This is a genomic window from Thermopirellula anaerolimosa, assembly GCF_054657335.1.
In genome coordinates, this window is sequence record NZ_BAAHYX010000006.1 from 961,976 (window position 1) to 978,008 (window position 16,033).

Genomic DNA, 16,033 nt, shown 5'->3' on the forward strand with positions numbered 1-16,033 from the left:
TTGTGGCGATACTTCGGCTTCATCTGTTTGGAAGGATTATGCCGGGGCACGACGCGGCGACCGAACATCTCTTCGCAAACCACCGTCCCGAATCGCAGCAATGCACAATTCTTGACGATTATGCCACAATTGCCTCGCACGCACGGGATTGTATCCCCACGATCGCACCCGCGCCAAGCACTCGGGAAGTCGATCCGCAAGCGCCCAATCGACCAACTTGAGCGTCAATAGTAGCCCCTTGATCTTCAGTTGTCCATGTTTGACGAGCGATTCCACCGCCCTCAGGGTGTAATTCGGGGCCACGTTCAGGTCGGCGGCCAACCAGCGAACCTTGCGAAATTCCTTTCGCGACGCCTGATTGGTCCGCTGCCGCAGATGCGTGAAGTTGGGATGCGCCAACACGTCAGGGTGCATCTCGGCGGGATCCACTCCCAGGACGTGGAAGCCCCGCTCCAGCAAGGCCTGTGCCGCTCCGCCCGGCGCGCTCCCCAATTCGGCCCAAACCGTTCCCGCCGGACACGGCGGTTGCGACCATCGCAAGGCTTCCTCCATTTTGAGCCACGCCCGGGAAACCGCGTGCGGCGGCAAACACAACGGCGGTCGTCCGCCCGGAAAGCCCTCGTGAAACGCTTCCGCGCGATGGTAACCGACCCACCACAACTGCGGTTCGACCAAGATGCAATCCGCCACCCATTCGCCGACGTTCGCGACGTCCGTTTCTGCCAGCGACGCCTTCGCGCCGGTCTTGTCCCCGACGCACGCGAAGGCAGCCAGCAAGTCCTTGCGGAGAACGGCTACCTCATCCGGCCAAGGGAGATCGCAGTCTTCCGTACCCGGCAACACCCCGGCCCGCGGCCACACATGTAAACGCGTCACCGGTATCGATTCGAGCAACTCCCAAACCGCTCGGCATGCCGTCTCGCGACCCAGCGCGGCGGCATCCACTTTTCCCACAGTGGCTCCCCAAGCTCGGGCAAAGGTGGAACGTAGTCGAAATCCCGGTCCGGCCGAGGCGTCGCCCACGAACTTGAACGTGACGAAACCCGGCCTCGCGAAGGCCGAACGAAGCTCGGGGTGCTGTACGGCAATCTCGGATTTGAGCGCGTTCTCGGCCCCGATTTGACAGGTTGCGAAAAGGAATTGCGGCGTAGCGGTCATAGCTTCAGGATATGCTTCCGACCCGCCTGTGCCCAGGCACGCCGCGGGTTGATCGCCGGCGTCGAACGGTTGGACCGCCGGTACATCCGGTTCAGTGATTCCGCCTTCCCGCGATCGACGCGCAGATGACGCCCAGGTCTGCGGCGCCGCTCATGCTCTGCGCAGCAGGCGCCGTCTTGCAGAGTGCCTTCGCGTCACGATGATCCGCTATTTGCCGACGGCGACCGTCGATTGCGTTCGCTGTCCGCGGCGCGAAACGACCGGCGGAGGGACGGCTTGAGGCCCGCGATCGGTGATCTTCCAAAGCCGGCCCCAAAGCACTAGGAAGGAGGGCACCAAGATGGTGCGGATGACGAAGGTATCCAATAGCACGCCCAGCGCCAGCGCGAATCCCAATTGATGCATGGTGCGGAGCGATCCGCTAATCATCGCGATGAAGGTACCGGCCATGATCAAACCGCAACTCGTGATGATACCGCCGGTCTTCCTCAGGGCCGACTTCAAGCCCTCCATGAATCCCAGCTTTTTCTGCTCTTCCAGCACCCGGGTGACCAGATAGATGTTGTAGTCTTCTCCGACCGCCACCAAGATCACGAAAAGGAAGGTAGGCAGTTTCCAATCCAACCCGTGGTAGGTGCCTTGGTACAACCACGCGAACAACAGATGCGTGATCCCCAGTGTGACGAAATACCCCCACACCACCGAGACGACCAGGAAGATGCTGATCAGCGGGCGTCGAAGAATGGTAATCAAAACGAACAACACCGAGATCGGTACGAGTTGTTGGATCAAGTTCTGGTCGCTCAGGGTCACGGCGCGGAGGTCGCGTATCCCCGGCGGCGTGCCCGTGAAGTAAAACTCCGCCTGATACCACGGCGAATCGGGGTCTTTAGCCATGTCTGCGAGGTATTGCTCCATGTGGTCGAGCAACCGAATGCTCTCGACGGAAAACGGATCGTACGGAAAGACCACATCCAAGCGAGCGACCTTGCCCCGATATTCCCCTTCCTGCGACACATAGATGGCCTTGGCGCGACTGCTAATCACGCCTCGCCGCAAGCCGCCGAAAATACCCGATCGCCCGCTTCTATCCCCCAAGGGGTCCACCAGGCTGCGGACGCTTTGAATGGGCCGGATCGTCTCTCCCTTCTCGTCGGTATACTCCATGTCGTACAGGGCCTTGACCAGTCGCGGCAGGCGGTCGTAGCGATCCGGTCCCTCATTGAAATCAGCGTTCGGCTGATAGACCAAGATGGTCACCGGCCCTGTTTCACCCGCCGGAAAATACTCGCGCAGCAAGGCCGTCCCCTGAACGCAAAGTCGATCCGGTCCCAATTCGCTCAACAGGTCGTAGGTCAGCGGGACGTTTTGGGCGAACCAAACGAAGGGTGCCATCACGAGTACGGCGGCAACAAAAATCAGACCCGGCCGCGTCGTCACCGCGCGGCCGACGCCGTTCCAAAAGCCCTGAAACCGCCCGCCGGTCGTGCCGCGTCCCAAACGGATGTCGTCGCTCTCCTCGTCGCCGCTCAAGTCGATCTTGAACGGCCAAAAGACCTTGCGACCCAATAGCGCCAGAATGGCCGGGGCGAGCGTCAGGCAGGCGAGCAAAGCCACCACCAGGGCCACCGCGATCGCCGGACCGCCGTTGCGGAACTTCCCGAAGTCGGAGAAGACCATCATCCCCAAACCCAAAATGGTGGTCAAAGCCGAAGCCAGCAGGGCGTTACTGACCTGAAACAAGGCCTTCCCCGCGGCAACGGTGGTTTGCAACCCCTTGCTCAATTCCTCCTTATAGCGCGCGATCAGGAACAAGCAGTAGTCGGTTCCGCTGCCGAACAGTACGACGACCACGAAAATCTTGGTGGTCTTGAACACCGCGAACTCGAAGGCGTTGGTGGAATAGCTGATGCCGGCCAAAATCGCCAAGGCGTCGAAGGCCGTAAAGACGGCCACCGCGATGGCTATCAAAGGCACCGCCGCCAGCAGCGGCGCGCGATACACCAGCAGCAAGATCAAAATGATCAAGCCGATCGTGGCGTACTCCGTGTTGCGAATGCTCTCCTCCGCCGCGAACAGCATTTCGGTCCCAACGGCACCGGAACCGGTCAGTCCCAACTCCAATCCCGCGGGTCGGTCCGGCGCATTCTTCAAAGCGGCGAATTTCTCGTAGATATCCGCCAAAGGCTTCATGTTTTCGACGGCCATGATCTCGCCCTTCATCTGAGCGATGATCAAAAGGGCTTGGCCGTGCTCGCTCGCCGGACTAAGCAGCTTCTTGCCGATCACTTCCGTACGATGACTGACGATATTGACGATTGGAGAATCGCCGCCCTCCGCGGGCTGATACGTCGCCACCACGCGGTCGGCAAACGCGAAATCCTCTTTAGTCAGAGGCCCGTCGCGTCGCGCCAACACGAACACCACTTCACTCTTGGAATTCACCTCGCCGAAAGCGGCGGTCCGCAGTTTTTCGCCCTGCACGCTCGCCGCGGAATCGGGCAGGTACGCAAAATCGCCGTCTCGAGCGACGTCGTCCCAATTCGGGGCCGACAGGCGCAGGATCGCGAAAAGAATCGCCCACGCGAGGAAGACCAGGTACCATCGCCGTGTTACGAACTGACTGAAGCGATCTAACACGTTGTCACCCGATCCATGTTCAAGCAAGTTTTTCGGAGTGCGTCGCCGCGCCCGGCGTCCGCGATCGCACCGCAACCGGACCTCTCCACTTATGGTATCAAATCTCTAAGGTTCGCCAAGACAAAGAAATGCGACAACGACAAAGGTCACGCAGTTGATTTTCTTTGCTTATACTACCCCGCCTGCAACGCAGCGTTTTCCCGTCGCATGATTCAGCAACTACATCGCGACGAAAAAACGGGCCTCGATCCGAGATCGAGACCCGTTCGTTGGTGATTTCGCCTTGCGGCCGGGCAACGATGCTCGGCGACTTTTAATAGTTGGCGTTGGCCCCGCCGCCGTCCACGTTACCCACCATGTGCAGGTGATCGTGATCGATGTACACGACTTCCACGGCGTCTTCGTTGCGAATCATATGCGGGATGGGCCAACTCACCCAAATCTGCTCGGTGAAGTAAACGGTGCACTTCCAGTGAACGTGATGCAATTGGGCGGGTCCGACCAGAGGATACACCCGCGGCGGATCGACCGAATCGGTCATCAATTCCTTCACGATTCGAACGTTATTGCGCTGAACCTCATGCAGGAAGGGCAAACCTCCTTCGGACGGTCGCGCCTTTTCCAACGCGCGCATGATCTCATCGTCGGACGGTTCATCAAGCGCCGTGTGTGGAACGCCCTCCACCAGCGGCGGAAGAATCGGCATTTTCTGATACCGTTCCTCTTCCCAGGCCCGATCTTCCAATTGGTCCGAAAAATAGGGCGAAACCGGAATGGGGTAATTCAAGACGCCCCATTCCATAGGACTGACGGCGGTACCACAACCGGCGGACCCGAGCAAGAGCAGCCCGGAAACCAAGCCGAAACCTAAACACAGACCGGTTTTGCGTGCCATGTATCGCTCCTCGATGGTCACCCCGAATGGCTGCCTGTTGTTGTCGGCGACTCGTGCTCCAGTCGGCCGAGTCGTTACCAAGCTCGCGCCCGAACGGTGAATCCTCGCCCGCTGTTTTCCGTAGAGAGTCAAGCTACTTTTCTTATCGTGACAAACTGCTCCGAACTTGCGGGTTTTTCCGAACGACGGGGTGATTTCGGCAATGACGCGGGTAACGTTCGCAACACAGGAGGACATGTCGCCCCACCACCCCGCAGAAGCCCGAACGCAATCACCCTACCTTGCCTATTCTTCTCTATCAGATACCATGGCTGCGTCCGGGCGGGAACCCAGCAACAGGAGGATGCCCTGAAACCTCATAAGAAACGAGCGGCACGTGAAAGACTGGCCGGCGGCGGAATGCTTGGCTGCGGACTGGACGATGATCGCTGCCATCCCTGATAGAGCAGGACCCCCCCCCACCTAGGCGGGCATTTGTGATCGTGAGAATCAGGGGACATTTCTAATTGGGGCTAACAGCCCTCACCGAACTCGTTTGAGTCGTTGCGCAAGGCCGCCATCTCGAATCCTCACCCCCGTTCGTCTATTCCTCTTGATCGGTCATAATGATTGGGATCATGGAAGGCCGAGAGACGCGATCTTGCCGGAGCGGCGACTTCGACGATCGGGAATCTCGGCGTCATGAAGTGAAAGCGATATCACTCGGCGAAATTTCCTGCTCGCCGGTGCGGTTCAGAGATTCGGAATCAAGTGTCTCGATGAGCGTACGGCCTTCTTTCAATGAGTTTCTGCAAAAGGGCGTGGTGGTTTTCGACGGTCCCATGGGGACGGAAATCTATCGGCACCACGTCTTCACGAATCGCTGTTTCGACGAGCTTTCTCTCTCGGAACCAAAGCTGATCCGGCAAATACACCAGGATTACTGCGATGCCGGAGCGGAGGTCTTGACCACGAACACGTTCGGCGCCAATCGAACGCGACTGGAGAAGTACGGACTGGGAGAGCGTTTCGAGGCCGTGATCCGCGCGGGCGTACGGTTGGCCCGGGAGACCGCCGACCAGGCCGATCGGCTCGTTTATGTAGCCGGTTCGATCGGACCGTTGGGCGCTTCGGCACGCGACGAAGACGCCAACCGACGATTGATTTTAGAACAAGTGGACGTCATGACGGAGGCGGGAGTCGATTTCATCCTCTTCGAAACGCAGCCCAATCGCGAAGCTTTGGAGCTTTGCGCGCGGGCCATGCAGGAGCGACCGAGCGTGCCCTTCGTCCTGTCGGCGGCAGTGTACGAAGACGGCGAATCGGCGTCGGGCGAGACAGTGGAGCGTCTCTTGGCCCCTCTTCCCGACGGACTGCCGCAACCGATTGCGTGGGGTTTGAACTGCGGTTCCGGGCCGCACGGCATGCTGACCGCGGTCGATCAAGCCGTGAAGATCGCCCGTCGTCCGCTGATCGTACAACCTAACGCGGGGACGCCGAAGGAGGTGGAAAACCGCCTGATCTACTATTGCTCGCCCGAGTATTTCGCGGAATACGGCAAGCGTTACGTGCAGTTGGGGGCGGCGGCGGTCGGCGGTTGCTGCGGAACGACGCCGGAACACATCCGCGCATTGTGCGAAACGATCAAGCCGCTAGCCCGAGCGCGGACCAAGCCGATCGCGGCGGTGCCCACGGAGCAGGCCGAATTAAAGCCGCCCGTCCCGGCGGCGGATCGTTCTCGATTCGCGTCTCGCCTGTCGCATGGTCGCTGGGTGACCTCGGTGGAGTTAGTTCCGCCGCGTGGGTACAACCTGGACGAGATCGTGGCCAAGAGCCGCCTCCTGCATCGTCGCGGCGTCGATGCGGTGAACATCCCCGACGGGCCGCGGGCAAGTTCCCGGATTTCGCCTCTGATTACCGCCGATCGAATCCAGCGCGACGCCATGATCGAGGTGATATTGCACTTCTGCTGCCGGGATCGCAACTTGATCGGCATGCAAGCCGACCTCTTGGCGTGCGCCGCGTGCGGGATTCGCAACATCCTCTTCGTGACGGGAGACCCCCCGAAGCTGGGGAATTACCCGCACGCCACGGGTGTGTTCGATACCGACTCCATCGGAATGGTACAGGTGCAAAAGCGACTGAACCAAGGCGTGGATTTGGGCGGCCAGTCGATCGACCCGGCTACGGCAGCCTTCATTGGCGTGGGCTTGGACCCTACGGCCTTGGATCAATCCCGCGAACTCGATCGCTTTCGGCAAAAGGTCGAGGCCGGAGCGGAGTTCGCCATCACGCAACCGGTCTTCGACCCCGACGCGTTGCTGCGGTTTCTCGACCGGGTGGGGCACGACATCCCGATCATCGCCGGGATATGGCCGTTGGCCAGTCTCAGGAATGCGACCTTCATGAAAAATGAAGTGCCGGGCGTGGTCATTCCGGATTGGGTGATGGATAAGATGGCGTCGGTATCCAGTCGGGACGATCAGCTCAAGATGGGGGTGGAGATCGCCCGGCAAGCGGTGGAACGGGTTCGGGACCGCGTGGCGGGCATTCAAGTCAGCGCCCCCTTCGGTAAGGCCGAAATCGCCTTGGCCGTCATCGAGGGCACGGAGCCTTGAGACGGGCGACTGCGAACGTCGGTTACGGAATGGGACGAACCGTGTTGCATCCCGCGCACCGAGCGAATCGGGACAAACTATTTCGCCGGGAGGTTTTTCGCCGTGGAGGACGACTCGCCCGCTCGGCACGATCGCGACGCGAAGCGACGTCCGCTGGTGCTGCATGTCCGTACCGTGACGGGAACGGGCGGCGGTCCCGAAAAGACGATTCTGCGATCGCCGCCCTATTTGCGAGCGGCTGGCTGGGATGCACAGTGCCTCTATCTCCATCCGCCGCAGGATCCCGGCTTTGAAGTCTTGCGTCGCCGTGCCGACGCCTGGGGAACGCCCTTGCTCGACTTGCCGGATCATGGCCCGTGCGATTTGCGTTTGGTCCGCGAACTGGTCGGCGTGTGCGATCGATTGAGGCCCGACATCTGGCACGGACACGATTACAAGAGCGATCCGCTGGGGTTGGTGATGCGGCGGGCGCGAAAAGAGATCTTCCTGGTCAGTACGGTCCACGGTTGGGGCGTGCCGGGTCGCCGGGTCCGATTGTATCGCTGGATTCATCAATTGAGCCTGCGCGGCTTCGATCGGGTGATTTGCGTCTCGGAGGATTTGAAGCGGCAGTGCATTCGGGCGGGAATCCCGGCCCGATTTTGTCGGGTGATCGAAAACGGCGTCGATACCGATCTTTACGCTCGGCGTGAGCCTAATGAGGCGGCTAAGGCCCGACTCGGTTTGACAGGCGACGCTTTTTTGGTGGGCGCGGTGGGCCGCCTATCCCCGGAGAAGGATTATCCCACGCTGCTGCGAGCGGCGCGGCGTCTTACCGAGGTCGGTTCGCCCATCCGCGTGATGATCGTCGGCGAGGGCCCCGAACACGAACGTTTGGCCGCCTTGATCCAACGGGATCGCTTGCAAGGGACGGTAACGCTGGAAGGGTTTCAGTCCGACACGCTGACCTACTATCAAGGCTTCGACGCCTTTGTCATCACCAGTCTCGACGAGGGCTTGCCGAACGTGCTGCTGGAGGCCTTAGCCTGCGAGGTTCCGGTCGTTTCCACGCCGGTGGGCGGAATCGGCCGAGTGATTGAGGACGGCGTCAACGGTCTGACGATCCGACCGGGAGACGACATCGGTTTGGCCGAGGCTCTGCGGCAACTCCGGGACTCCGATTTGCGGCAAAGATTGGGCCGGGCCGGTCGGGCCATCGTTCAGGAACGTTACTCGTTCGAGCGAAGAATGCGACGCGTGATGGCGGTATATCGGGAGTTGCTCGAGACGAGAACTCGTTAATCGGGCCCATCCGCCGTCGTCTCTTCGACGGATTCGGATTGGGATTCGAGGCTCTTTTTCCGTCGCCGAGCCTTCCGTAGCCTGCTCGCCTCCCGCAAACGCACCTGCTCCTCCGGCGGGCAGACGTGAAAGCGGACGCGGAATGCGCGGTAACCGTCGGCTTCCGCCGTGGGGTAGAGTTGCGCGATCTCGGCGCGCAAATCTGCGGCAGTTGCAAAACCGTCGGGGCGAGCATCGTCATCGGTCAGATCTTCGAGTCGGACTTCCGCGACCTCGTCGATCACGATATAACCCGCCCCCGGAATGTAACTCTTTTGCCCCTCCTTCATCCGTCGCCATTTCCAGAGTCGAATCGTCTGGGTCTTCGTCCCGTTACGAATGGCGTCCATGAACTTCTTTTTGAACAGAAGCATCGTCGAGCTTTCTTCCCGGGCGACTTCCCTGAATTGAAATCGATCTCGATAAATCCGATGCCGCCGTGAGGCGGGCCGGCTGATCGCGGCCGATCAAGCGGAGGCAGGCTCGGCGACCGCCTTTGCAACCGATGCTTTTGTTGGCGAATCCTCGGCGGGTTTTTGTCCCACGAAGATATAGTAGGGAGCCTTGGCAAAGGGGAGATAAGGGACTTTGGCGCGGTGTTCTTCCAAGAGGACGGTATCGAAATGCCGCTGGAGATACGGAATGTGGTCGGGCGACGGGAAGACGTTGTCGTAATTGAACCAGAACGTCCAGAACAGTCGCGAAAACGTGCCGTGACGCCGCAGTCCCTCGGCCGGAAATTTTCTCGAAACGTAAAAATCCACGACGCCGATCCTGCCGCCCGGCTTCAGCATGGCGAATGCGTTTTCCAAGGCCGCAAACCAGTCGGGGATCATCGTCAGCGAGTAGGAGAACGTAACCACGTCGGCGGGTTCTTCAGGACGGAATCTCGTGGCGTCCGCGACATGGGTGACCACGTTGCTCCAGCCTCGGTCGGCAATTCGTCGCTTGGCGACCTCCAAGAGCGACGGTGATAAATCGACCAGGTGTATTCTTCGTAGATTTTCGATTCCGGGGCCGAAATTCTCGGCGTTGGCTCCGGTCCCGGCACCCAAATCGACCCAAACGCCGTCCTGAGGAATCCCCAACGCCCGCCACAACTCTTCGCGCCCCTGAAGCAAGCGTTTTCGGAATGAGTCGTAATTGTCGGCTTGCGCGGCGTAGAAGGATTCCAATCGCTCGGCGTGATCGGCGCCGCGACCGGGATGAAAGACCATGCGATACAGAATCTTGATATCCGCAAGCACGCCCATGATGGGAATAATGACTCCTTAGGGGCCGCAAACCTTGTGCACGCAGTTACCGCGGCAACCGCCGAGGGCGACCCGCCGCAATGCGCAACATAAAGCACATCTACACGTTGAGATCCGCGATGTAAAAACTGCCGTAGGTGTGAACGCGGCACTTGGCGTGCAGTTCTCGCGCCCAGTCGTGATGGTAGGTAAGCTGTTCGCCCAGCATCGTCGGGCGACCTTGGAACTCGATTTTCACGCGATCGACGAAGTCGGTACGCAAGCCCCCGCTCCGCCAGATGGCCCGCGCCCCTGGCGCCGCGCGATCGAAGATGGCTTGCCACTCCCGTTCCAGGATCGGGAAATATCTTCCCGACAACCAGTCCATGTGATCGAGCAGGACGAATCGCGAAACGGGGGTGTCGTGCGAGGCCAAAAAGCCCTCGACCGTGTCCGTGTGGATTTCGATGCGATCCACCAAGCCTGATTTGAGGCGGTTGAAATTCTCCTCCTTCAAGTATTCCGGGCAGCACGATCGCGTGTAGCTACCCATGATGTAAACCCGCCAGAAATAGTTGTCGGCCAGGGGTAGCTTGGCGAAGACCGCCTCGACGGCGTCTTGCACATACTGCGCGATACCGCCGGCATACTGCGATTCGATTTGTTGGCGCTGCGCGCGGGGAACGCCGACCAGCGATAGCATGGTGTCGCGACTGACGAGAAACCGTAAAACCGGCGTCCAGACCTGCTCCCGTAGATGCTTCTCGTAGATTTCCCGTTGCTCGTCGAGCGATTGGGCGTTCAGTATCCGCTCCACCCACGGGCGGACTTTGGCGACTCGGGTGAGATAGGTGTTCATCACGCGGGCGAAAGCCCCGGCGGTACCGCGGAAATAGAAGGAACGCTTCTTTCCGAAAAAGCGGTGAACGTACTTATCCCAAAAGCGACGGGCAAAGGGCGTCAACTCGCGGCGCAGGACGTCGTGATACAGTTCGTCCATGTGCCGAAAGCGCCCCTCCCCGAAGATCAGAAAAAACGTTTCGAAATCCAGCTTTCGGATTCCGGCGATCTTCAATTCCAAGAGCGCGTTTTGCCGCGGATTCATGTCCACCGCATAAACCCGCCGAGGATTGCAGAGAACGTAGTCCAACGCATTGCAACCGGCGGAGGTGATGACCAAAATCGTGTCGTCGGGGCCGATGTTCAGCGCTTGCCGATCGAGGCGAGGGTCCTCCCAGCAGGTGTTGTACACCAGGTTATGTCGATGCACGAGGTTGAAAACCCGGCCGCTTACCCATTCCCCTACGGACATTTCGTGAGCCCTTTTTTTGTGCGATGGAAAAGCCCCGCCGCGGAGACCCCGCATTGACGGGGTCTCGACGCATCTCAACGTAAAAACTCAATATACGGGAATCCTTGCGGTTAACAAGAACGGCGAGGATTTTCTTCGCGCCCTCGGTGATCGCCGCTTCGGGGCCGCTTGGGATTGCCCGGCGCGGCGGGGAATCGAGGTCTTGGCTCCCCGGCGACTGCGGCGGGAAAGAACCGCCCGTTGTCCAAAGCGATCTCGAACCTGTTATAATGCCGGGCGAACGGCGCCGGTGTTGCCGCGCCGTGCCCACCCACGTTCGTCGGTCCCTGCCCTTTGCGAGGAGAGGTCTTCGCCCATGAGAAAGCGTTCGAAGTCGATCCCACCCTGCGGTATTTCGTCCCTTCGCGCCGGTTTCTTGGCGGCAGCGGTCTGTTTGACCGTCTCACCGGCGGCATTAGCTCAGGCGGGCGAGGGGATTCCGGCGGAATGGAAGGCGGCGTGGGAGAATCCGCCCCTGGAATGCCGTCCCATGCAGATCGTTCACGGTGTGGCCCCGCGGTTTGCCAGGGCCGACGGCATGGAACAGATCTTGGGCGAAAAGCGAGACTCGGCGGTCTCGGACGAGGGCATGGAGTATTTTCTGCGCCGCGGTCGCGGCGGCATTGTGTGCAACGTTGCCTTCGATCAATATCTGGAATCCGAGCAGCATTGGCAAACGTTGATCCAGGCGGTAGACACATGCTCGAAACTCGGCATGCAGGTTTGGATCTACGACGAAAAGGGATATCCCAGCGCATCGGCGGGGGGACTGGTGCTCCGCGGGCATCCGGAATTCGAGGCCCTGGTGCTGGCCTTCTCCGGCACCGATCTCTCCGATCCCGCCGCATTCTTCCTCAGACGCGCCTATGAGCATACCCATGCGGCCAACAATTATCACGCCAAGCGCCGCTACCCGAACCTTCTCGACGATCGCGCGACGCAGCGATTCATCGAGGTGACGCACGAGGCGTACTTCCGGCGTTTGCAACCGCACTTTGGAACCACGATTCGGGCGTTTTTTACGGATGAGCCGTCGTTGATGGCCGTGGACCTGGGACCGATCCCGGAACCCGCCGGCAGCAAGGTGCCCGTCGAAGATCCCGTCGACCCCAATGTGCCGAAACTCCCCACCGTACCTTGGGTCTACGACTTGGCCGACCGTTATGCGGAACGATATCACCAAAACCTGGAGGAGTGCCGCAAGTCGCTGTTCGCGGGCGACACCGAAGAAGATCGGGAGGTGCGACGGCGCTACTGGAGCTTGGTAGGGGATCTGACGGCGGAACGCTATTTCGGCCGGATTCAACACTGGACCCAGGCTCATCGGACCGCATCGTCCGGGCACAATCTGCATGAGGAGTCGATCATTCACCACGTTCCCCTCTACGGGAACGGTTTGAAGGCGATCTCGATGATGGACATACCGGGGTTGGATATGCTGTCGTCCGATCCGCAGGCGGTCATGCACTCGGGATGGCAAACCGCCGCCATGCCCCTTTCCGGTGCGCTGCTGCGAGGGAATCGGCGCGTCATGACGGAAGTCAGCGACTTCGCGCAAAAGATGTCGGGGGCCGGTCCCGCTCCCTTGGACGCCATGCTGGCAACCGCGGCCTGGCAGGCCGCCTGGGGCGTCACGGAATTCACGCTTTATTACAGTCCCGAGGATCGCTCTCGCGAGGAGAACTTGCAATACGGGCTATTCGTGGGACGGTTGAATACCGTGCTTCGCGACGCCATGCCTGTTCGGCAGGTGGGGCTGTATTACCCGATCCGCGATCTTTGGACCGAGTATCGACCGGTGGCGGGACCTCTACGTTTGGACTCGCAAAGCGAGCGGGCGCAACGGTTGGTAAGCTCGTACTATCGTTTGGGGCAAAGCCTGCAACGGCGGCAGATTCCCTTCGTTTTGACCGATCACGACTTTTTGGCTGCGGGAAAAGTCACCCCGGAAGGCAGGTTGCATCTCGGCGGCGTGGAATTGTCGGCCTTGCTCGTGCCTATGGATGCCGAGTTGCCCCCGGAGGCGGCAAAGGTCGTGGCCGAGTGGGAGGCGGCGGGCGGCAAAGTCATTCGAGATAATGCGGAGCGACCGATCGGCGTCAATAACGTCCGCAGTGAGGTCGTGCCGGACGTGGTAGTGGAACCCGCCGACGACGCCTTGACGCTGGGGCGGTTCTCCCGCAACGGACGCGATATCCTGCTGCTGGTGAACGTCGGTCGTTCCGAATGGTCGGGGCGCGTTCGCTCGTCGAAATCGGGCGCTTGGCTGGTATTGAATCCGCATTCGGCCGAGTCCGAGAGTCGGGGAGCGGACGCGGAAGGCGTGTCCATAACACTGCCCCCGCGAGAGACGCGAATCTTGGTGCAATGACGCGTTTTCAAAGATGTGCCGGATGTGGGCTTTCCGCCGATTCCGATGCGTGGGCGGGCGCCGCGAATCTTTCCTAGCTGGGAGGTTTTTCATGTTGCTTCGATATTCTGGTGGATTATGGCGGAGAGCAAGGCTCCTCGCGCTGTTTTTTGGGGCGTGCGTGATTCTGCAATTCGCCGTGAATCGACCCGCTACGGCAGTCGGGGTTGCGGAACATGTCATCTTCGTAGCGCCCGACGGCGACGATTCCGCAAACGGTACGGCCCAGGCTCCGGTGGCATCGTTACCCCGGGCAGTCGAATTGGTGCGGCAAAAGCGGCGGGAAACGGGAGGCGATCCGGATATCCGAGTCGTCCTCAAGCCCGGTCTGTATCGCCTGCGGGACCCTATCGTGATCGGCCCCGAGGAATCTCCGGGACCGGGGGCACTGGTAATCTCCGCAGATGATTCGGGGTCGGTCGTGATCAGCGGCGGTCGCTCCATCGTTGGTTGGCGCGAATCCGGAGGCCGCTGGATAGCGCAGGCCGGCGCCGCCACGGGGGAACGCACGGTCTTTCGCGAGTTGTTTGTGAACGGTCGCCGTGCCGTGCGGGCTCGAACGCCGAACGAGGGATTTCGCCGCGTCGATCGCTCGGGACAGGATCGCCGTACCAGCCTCTTCATTTACGCCGAGGATGCCCCGCTGTTTGCCGGCAACCTGGATCAAGCGGAGTTCGTGTACTTTCACGATTGGTCCACGTCGCGGGTCAAGATCGCCGGATTCGAGCCACGGACGTTGGAGGTCCGTTTCTCGCAAGTGGTCGGCTGTTCCGCTCCGCACTACGCCATCTGCAATTGGCCGCACCCTCGCTACTACTTGGAAAACGGCCCGGATATGCTCGACGCGCCCGGCGAGTGGCTCCTGGACGAAAAGAGCGGGGAAGTCCGTTACATTCCGATGCCGGGGGAGAGACTGGAGGAGATCGAAGCGACGGTCCCCGAGGCGACATCCTTGCTGACGGTCAGCGGCGACCCGGCGACCGGAAGGCCGGTCGGCAACCTGCGAGTGGAGGGCATCACGTTTGCCCATTGTCGCTGGGACTTGCCCGAGGCGGGCTACGCCTCCGGTCAGGCCTCAGTGTACGAACCGCGCGTGCCCGATCGTCCGGGACGCGAGTTGTTGCCCGCCGCGGTCACCGTGGATTATGCCGCGAATTGCGTCTTCCGCAACTGCCGATTCACGCAACTGGGCGCTTCGGGGTTGTGGTTGCGGCGGCAAGTTCACCATTGCAGCGTGGAAGGTTGCGAATTCGAGGACATATCGGGTAACGGCATCAATATCGGAGAAACCGTGACCCGACCGACGGCGGAAGCAGGGCCGGCGTGGTCTTCACCTTATGGCAACGCTTGCAGTTTTGGCAACCGTGTCTCGGATTGCCGTGTGATGGGGTGCGGCAAGCAGTTCTACGAGGCGGTGGGAATTTGGGTGGGGCTGTCCGCGGGCAACGTCATCGAACGCAACGAGGTGGCCTATTTGCCCTATACGGGCATTTCGGTCGGATGGAGTTGGAACGATTCCCCGACCGGATGCCGCGACAACCGCGTCGTCGCCAACCACATCCACCATTGCATGCTGGTATTGCACGACGGAGGCGGTATTTACACGCTGGGACGACAACCCGGGTCCGTCTTGGAAGGCAACGTCATTCACGATATCCCGGCCAACGAAGACGGGGCCGAGAGCAACGGCATCTTCATGGACGAAGGCAGCAGCGATATTCTGGTGACGCGGCAAACCATCTACGCGACGGGCCGAAGCCCTATCCGTTTCCATCGTGCCTTGGAAGTGACTTTGCGCGGCAACCGTTTGGTGTGTTTGCCCGGCGTCCCGCCGTTTCGATACAACAGGACCGACCCGGCCACATTGGTGTTTGAAGAAAACGAGGTGATCGAGGCCGCGTCGTGGGAACCGCCGCCTGAGATTTCCGCGTCCGCGGGGCCGCGCGCCAATCCCTGAGCAAACCGCCGTGGCAGCGTCGGGCGGACATCATGCGGCGAAGACAAGTATCCCGCCCGATTCGAAGTAACGGTAAGCGTTGAATTGATTGCGGCCTGGTTGCACGCGGTCTAAGATGGACAGAGATAATGAAGCCTGGGATCGGTCCTCGCGGGTGCCGATCGGCCCCGTGTTAGTTCGCCGTTTTGCGTGTCCCGCCTGCGTTGACCAGCCTCGCGTGTACGAACATGTGCGAATTCATTGGGCTGCCGTTTTTGTCGGGTCTCCGGCTGCGATGAACGTCACCTGCGGCCTCGCAAAGGGTTCATGCTTGCATGCGAGATCCATCCGCCTGGTGTGACCGGCGAGCAACGCGGCGGTTTTTCGCAACCGTGATGCCCCGGGGCGGCGTGGTGAGATTTCCCGATACGACGGCACTCGGTCTGACTCCAAAATGAATGCGTGCTCGCGAATCGTCATTCGCGTGATGTTGT

At 60.5% G+C, this 16,033-nt stretch carries 10 protein-coding genes; 4 read left to right on the plus strand and 6 right to left on the minus strand.

Translation table 11 applies throughout. From position 1 onward, the window contains the following. Nucleotides 1-36: 36 nt before the first annotated feature. The 3 genes from ACYQ6J_RS09690 to ACYQ6J_RS09700 all read right to left on the minus strand — a co-directional run bounded on the left by ACYQ6J_RS09690 (nt 37) and on the right by ACYQ6J_RS09700 (nt 4,693). A complete protein-coding gene (locus ACYQ6J_RS09690) occupies nt 37-1,158 on the minus strand; it encodes an SAM-dependent methyltransferase (RefSeq protein WP_460183978.1) in 1,122 nt (373 codons plus the stop codon). 207 nt (nt 1,159-1,365) lie between these two features. Beyond that, on the minus strand, nt 1,366-3,798 hold the full coding sequence (locus ACYQ6J_RS09695; protein ID WP_460183979.1) for an MMPL family transporter: 2,433 nt from the start codon (nt 3,796-3,798) through the stop codon (nt 1,366-1,368). Between the two features lie 313 nt (nt 3,799-4,111). Continuing rightward, nucleotides 4,112-4,693 (minus strand): hypothetical protein, encoded by a 582-nt coding sequence (locus tag ACYQ6J_RS09700; RefSeq protein ID WP_460183980.1) that lies wholly within the window; start codon nt 4,691-4,693, stop codon nt 4,112-4,114. A gap of 758 nt (nt 4,694-5,451) precedes the next feature. Here ACYQ6J_RS09700 and ACYQ6J_RS09705 point away from each other — a divergent pair. Further along, nucleotides 5,452-7,290 (plus strand): bifunctional homocysteine S-methyltransferase/methylenetetrahydrofolate reductase, encoded by a 1,839-nt coding sequence (locus ACYQ6J_RS09705; protein ID WP_460183981.1) that lies wholly within the window; start codon nt 5,452-5,454, stop codon nt 7,288-7,290. A 102-nt stretch (nt 7,291-7,392) separates the two neighbouring features. Further along, nucleotides 7,393-8,571 (plus strand): glycosyltransferase, encoded by a 1,179-nt coding sequence (locus ACYQ6J_RS09710; RefSeq protein ID WP_460183982.1) that lies wholly within the window; start codon nt 7,393-7,395, stop codon nt 8,569-8,571. Here the strand turns inward: ACYQ6J_RS09710 and ACYQ6J_RS09715 are convergent. The 3 genes from ACYQ6J_RS09715 to ACYQ6J_RS09725 all read right to left on the minus strand — a co-directional run bounded on the left by ACYQ6J_RS09715 (nt 8,568) and on the right by ACYQ6J_RS09725 (nt 11,112). Beyond that, nucleotides 8,568-8,984 carry an ASCH domain-containing protein gene (locus tag ACYQ6J_RS09715; RefSeq protein WP_460183983.1) on the minus strand — a complete coding sequence of 139 codons (417 nt, stop codon included), beginning with the start codon at nt 8,982-8,984 and terminating at the stop codon, nt 8,568-8,570. The two genes, ACYQ6J_RS09710 and ACYQ6J_RS09715, sit on opposite strands and share 4 nt — an antisense overlap. 93 nt (nt 8,985-9,077) lie before the next feature. Continuing rightward, entirely contained in the window at nt 9,078-9,863 is a 786-nt protein-coding gene (locus tag ACYQ6J_RS09720) for a class I SAM-dependent methyltransferase (RefSeq protein ID WP_460183984.1), read from the minus strand. A 100-nt stretch (nt 9,864-9,963) separates the two neighbouring features. Further along, nucleotides 9,964-11,112, minus strand: a complete 1,149-nt coding sequence (locus ACYQ6J_RS09725; protein ID WP_460183985.1) for a BtaA family protein — start codon at nt 11,110-11,112, stop codon at nt 9,964-9,966. Nucleotides 11,113-11,509: 397 nt separating this feature from the next. On the opposite strand from ACYQ6J_RS09725, the gene ACYQ6J_RS09730 reads away from it, so the two are divergent. Both ACYQ6J_RS09730 and ACYQ6J_RS09735 read left to right on the plus strand, forming a co-directional pair. After that, nucleotides 11,510-13,564, plus strand: a complete 2,055-nt coding sequence (locus tag ACYQ6J_RS09730) for a hypothetical protein (protein ID WP_460183986.1) — start codon at nt 11,510-11,512, stop codon at nt 13,562-13,564. A 91-nt stretch (nt 13,565-13,655) separates the two neighbouring features. Next, complete coding sequence (locus ACYQ6J_RS09735) at nt 13,656-15,560, plus strand: right-handed parallel beta-helix repeat-containing protein (protein ID WP_460183987.1); 1,905 nt, start codon at nt 13,656-13,658, stop codon at nt 15,558-15,560. The last annotated feature ends 473 nt before the right edge of the window (nt 15,561-16,033 follow it).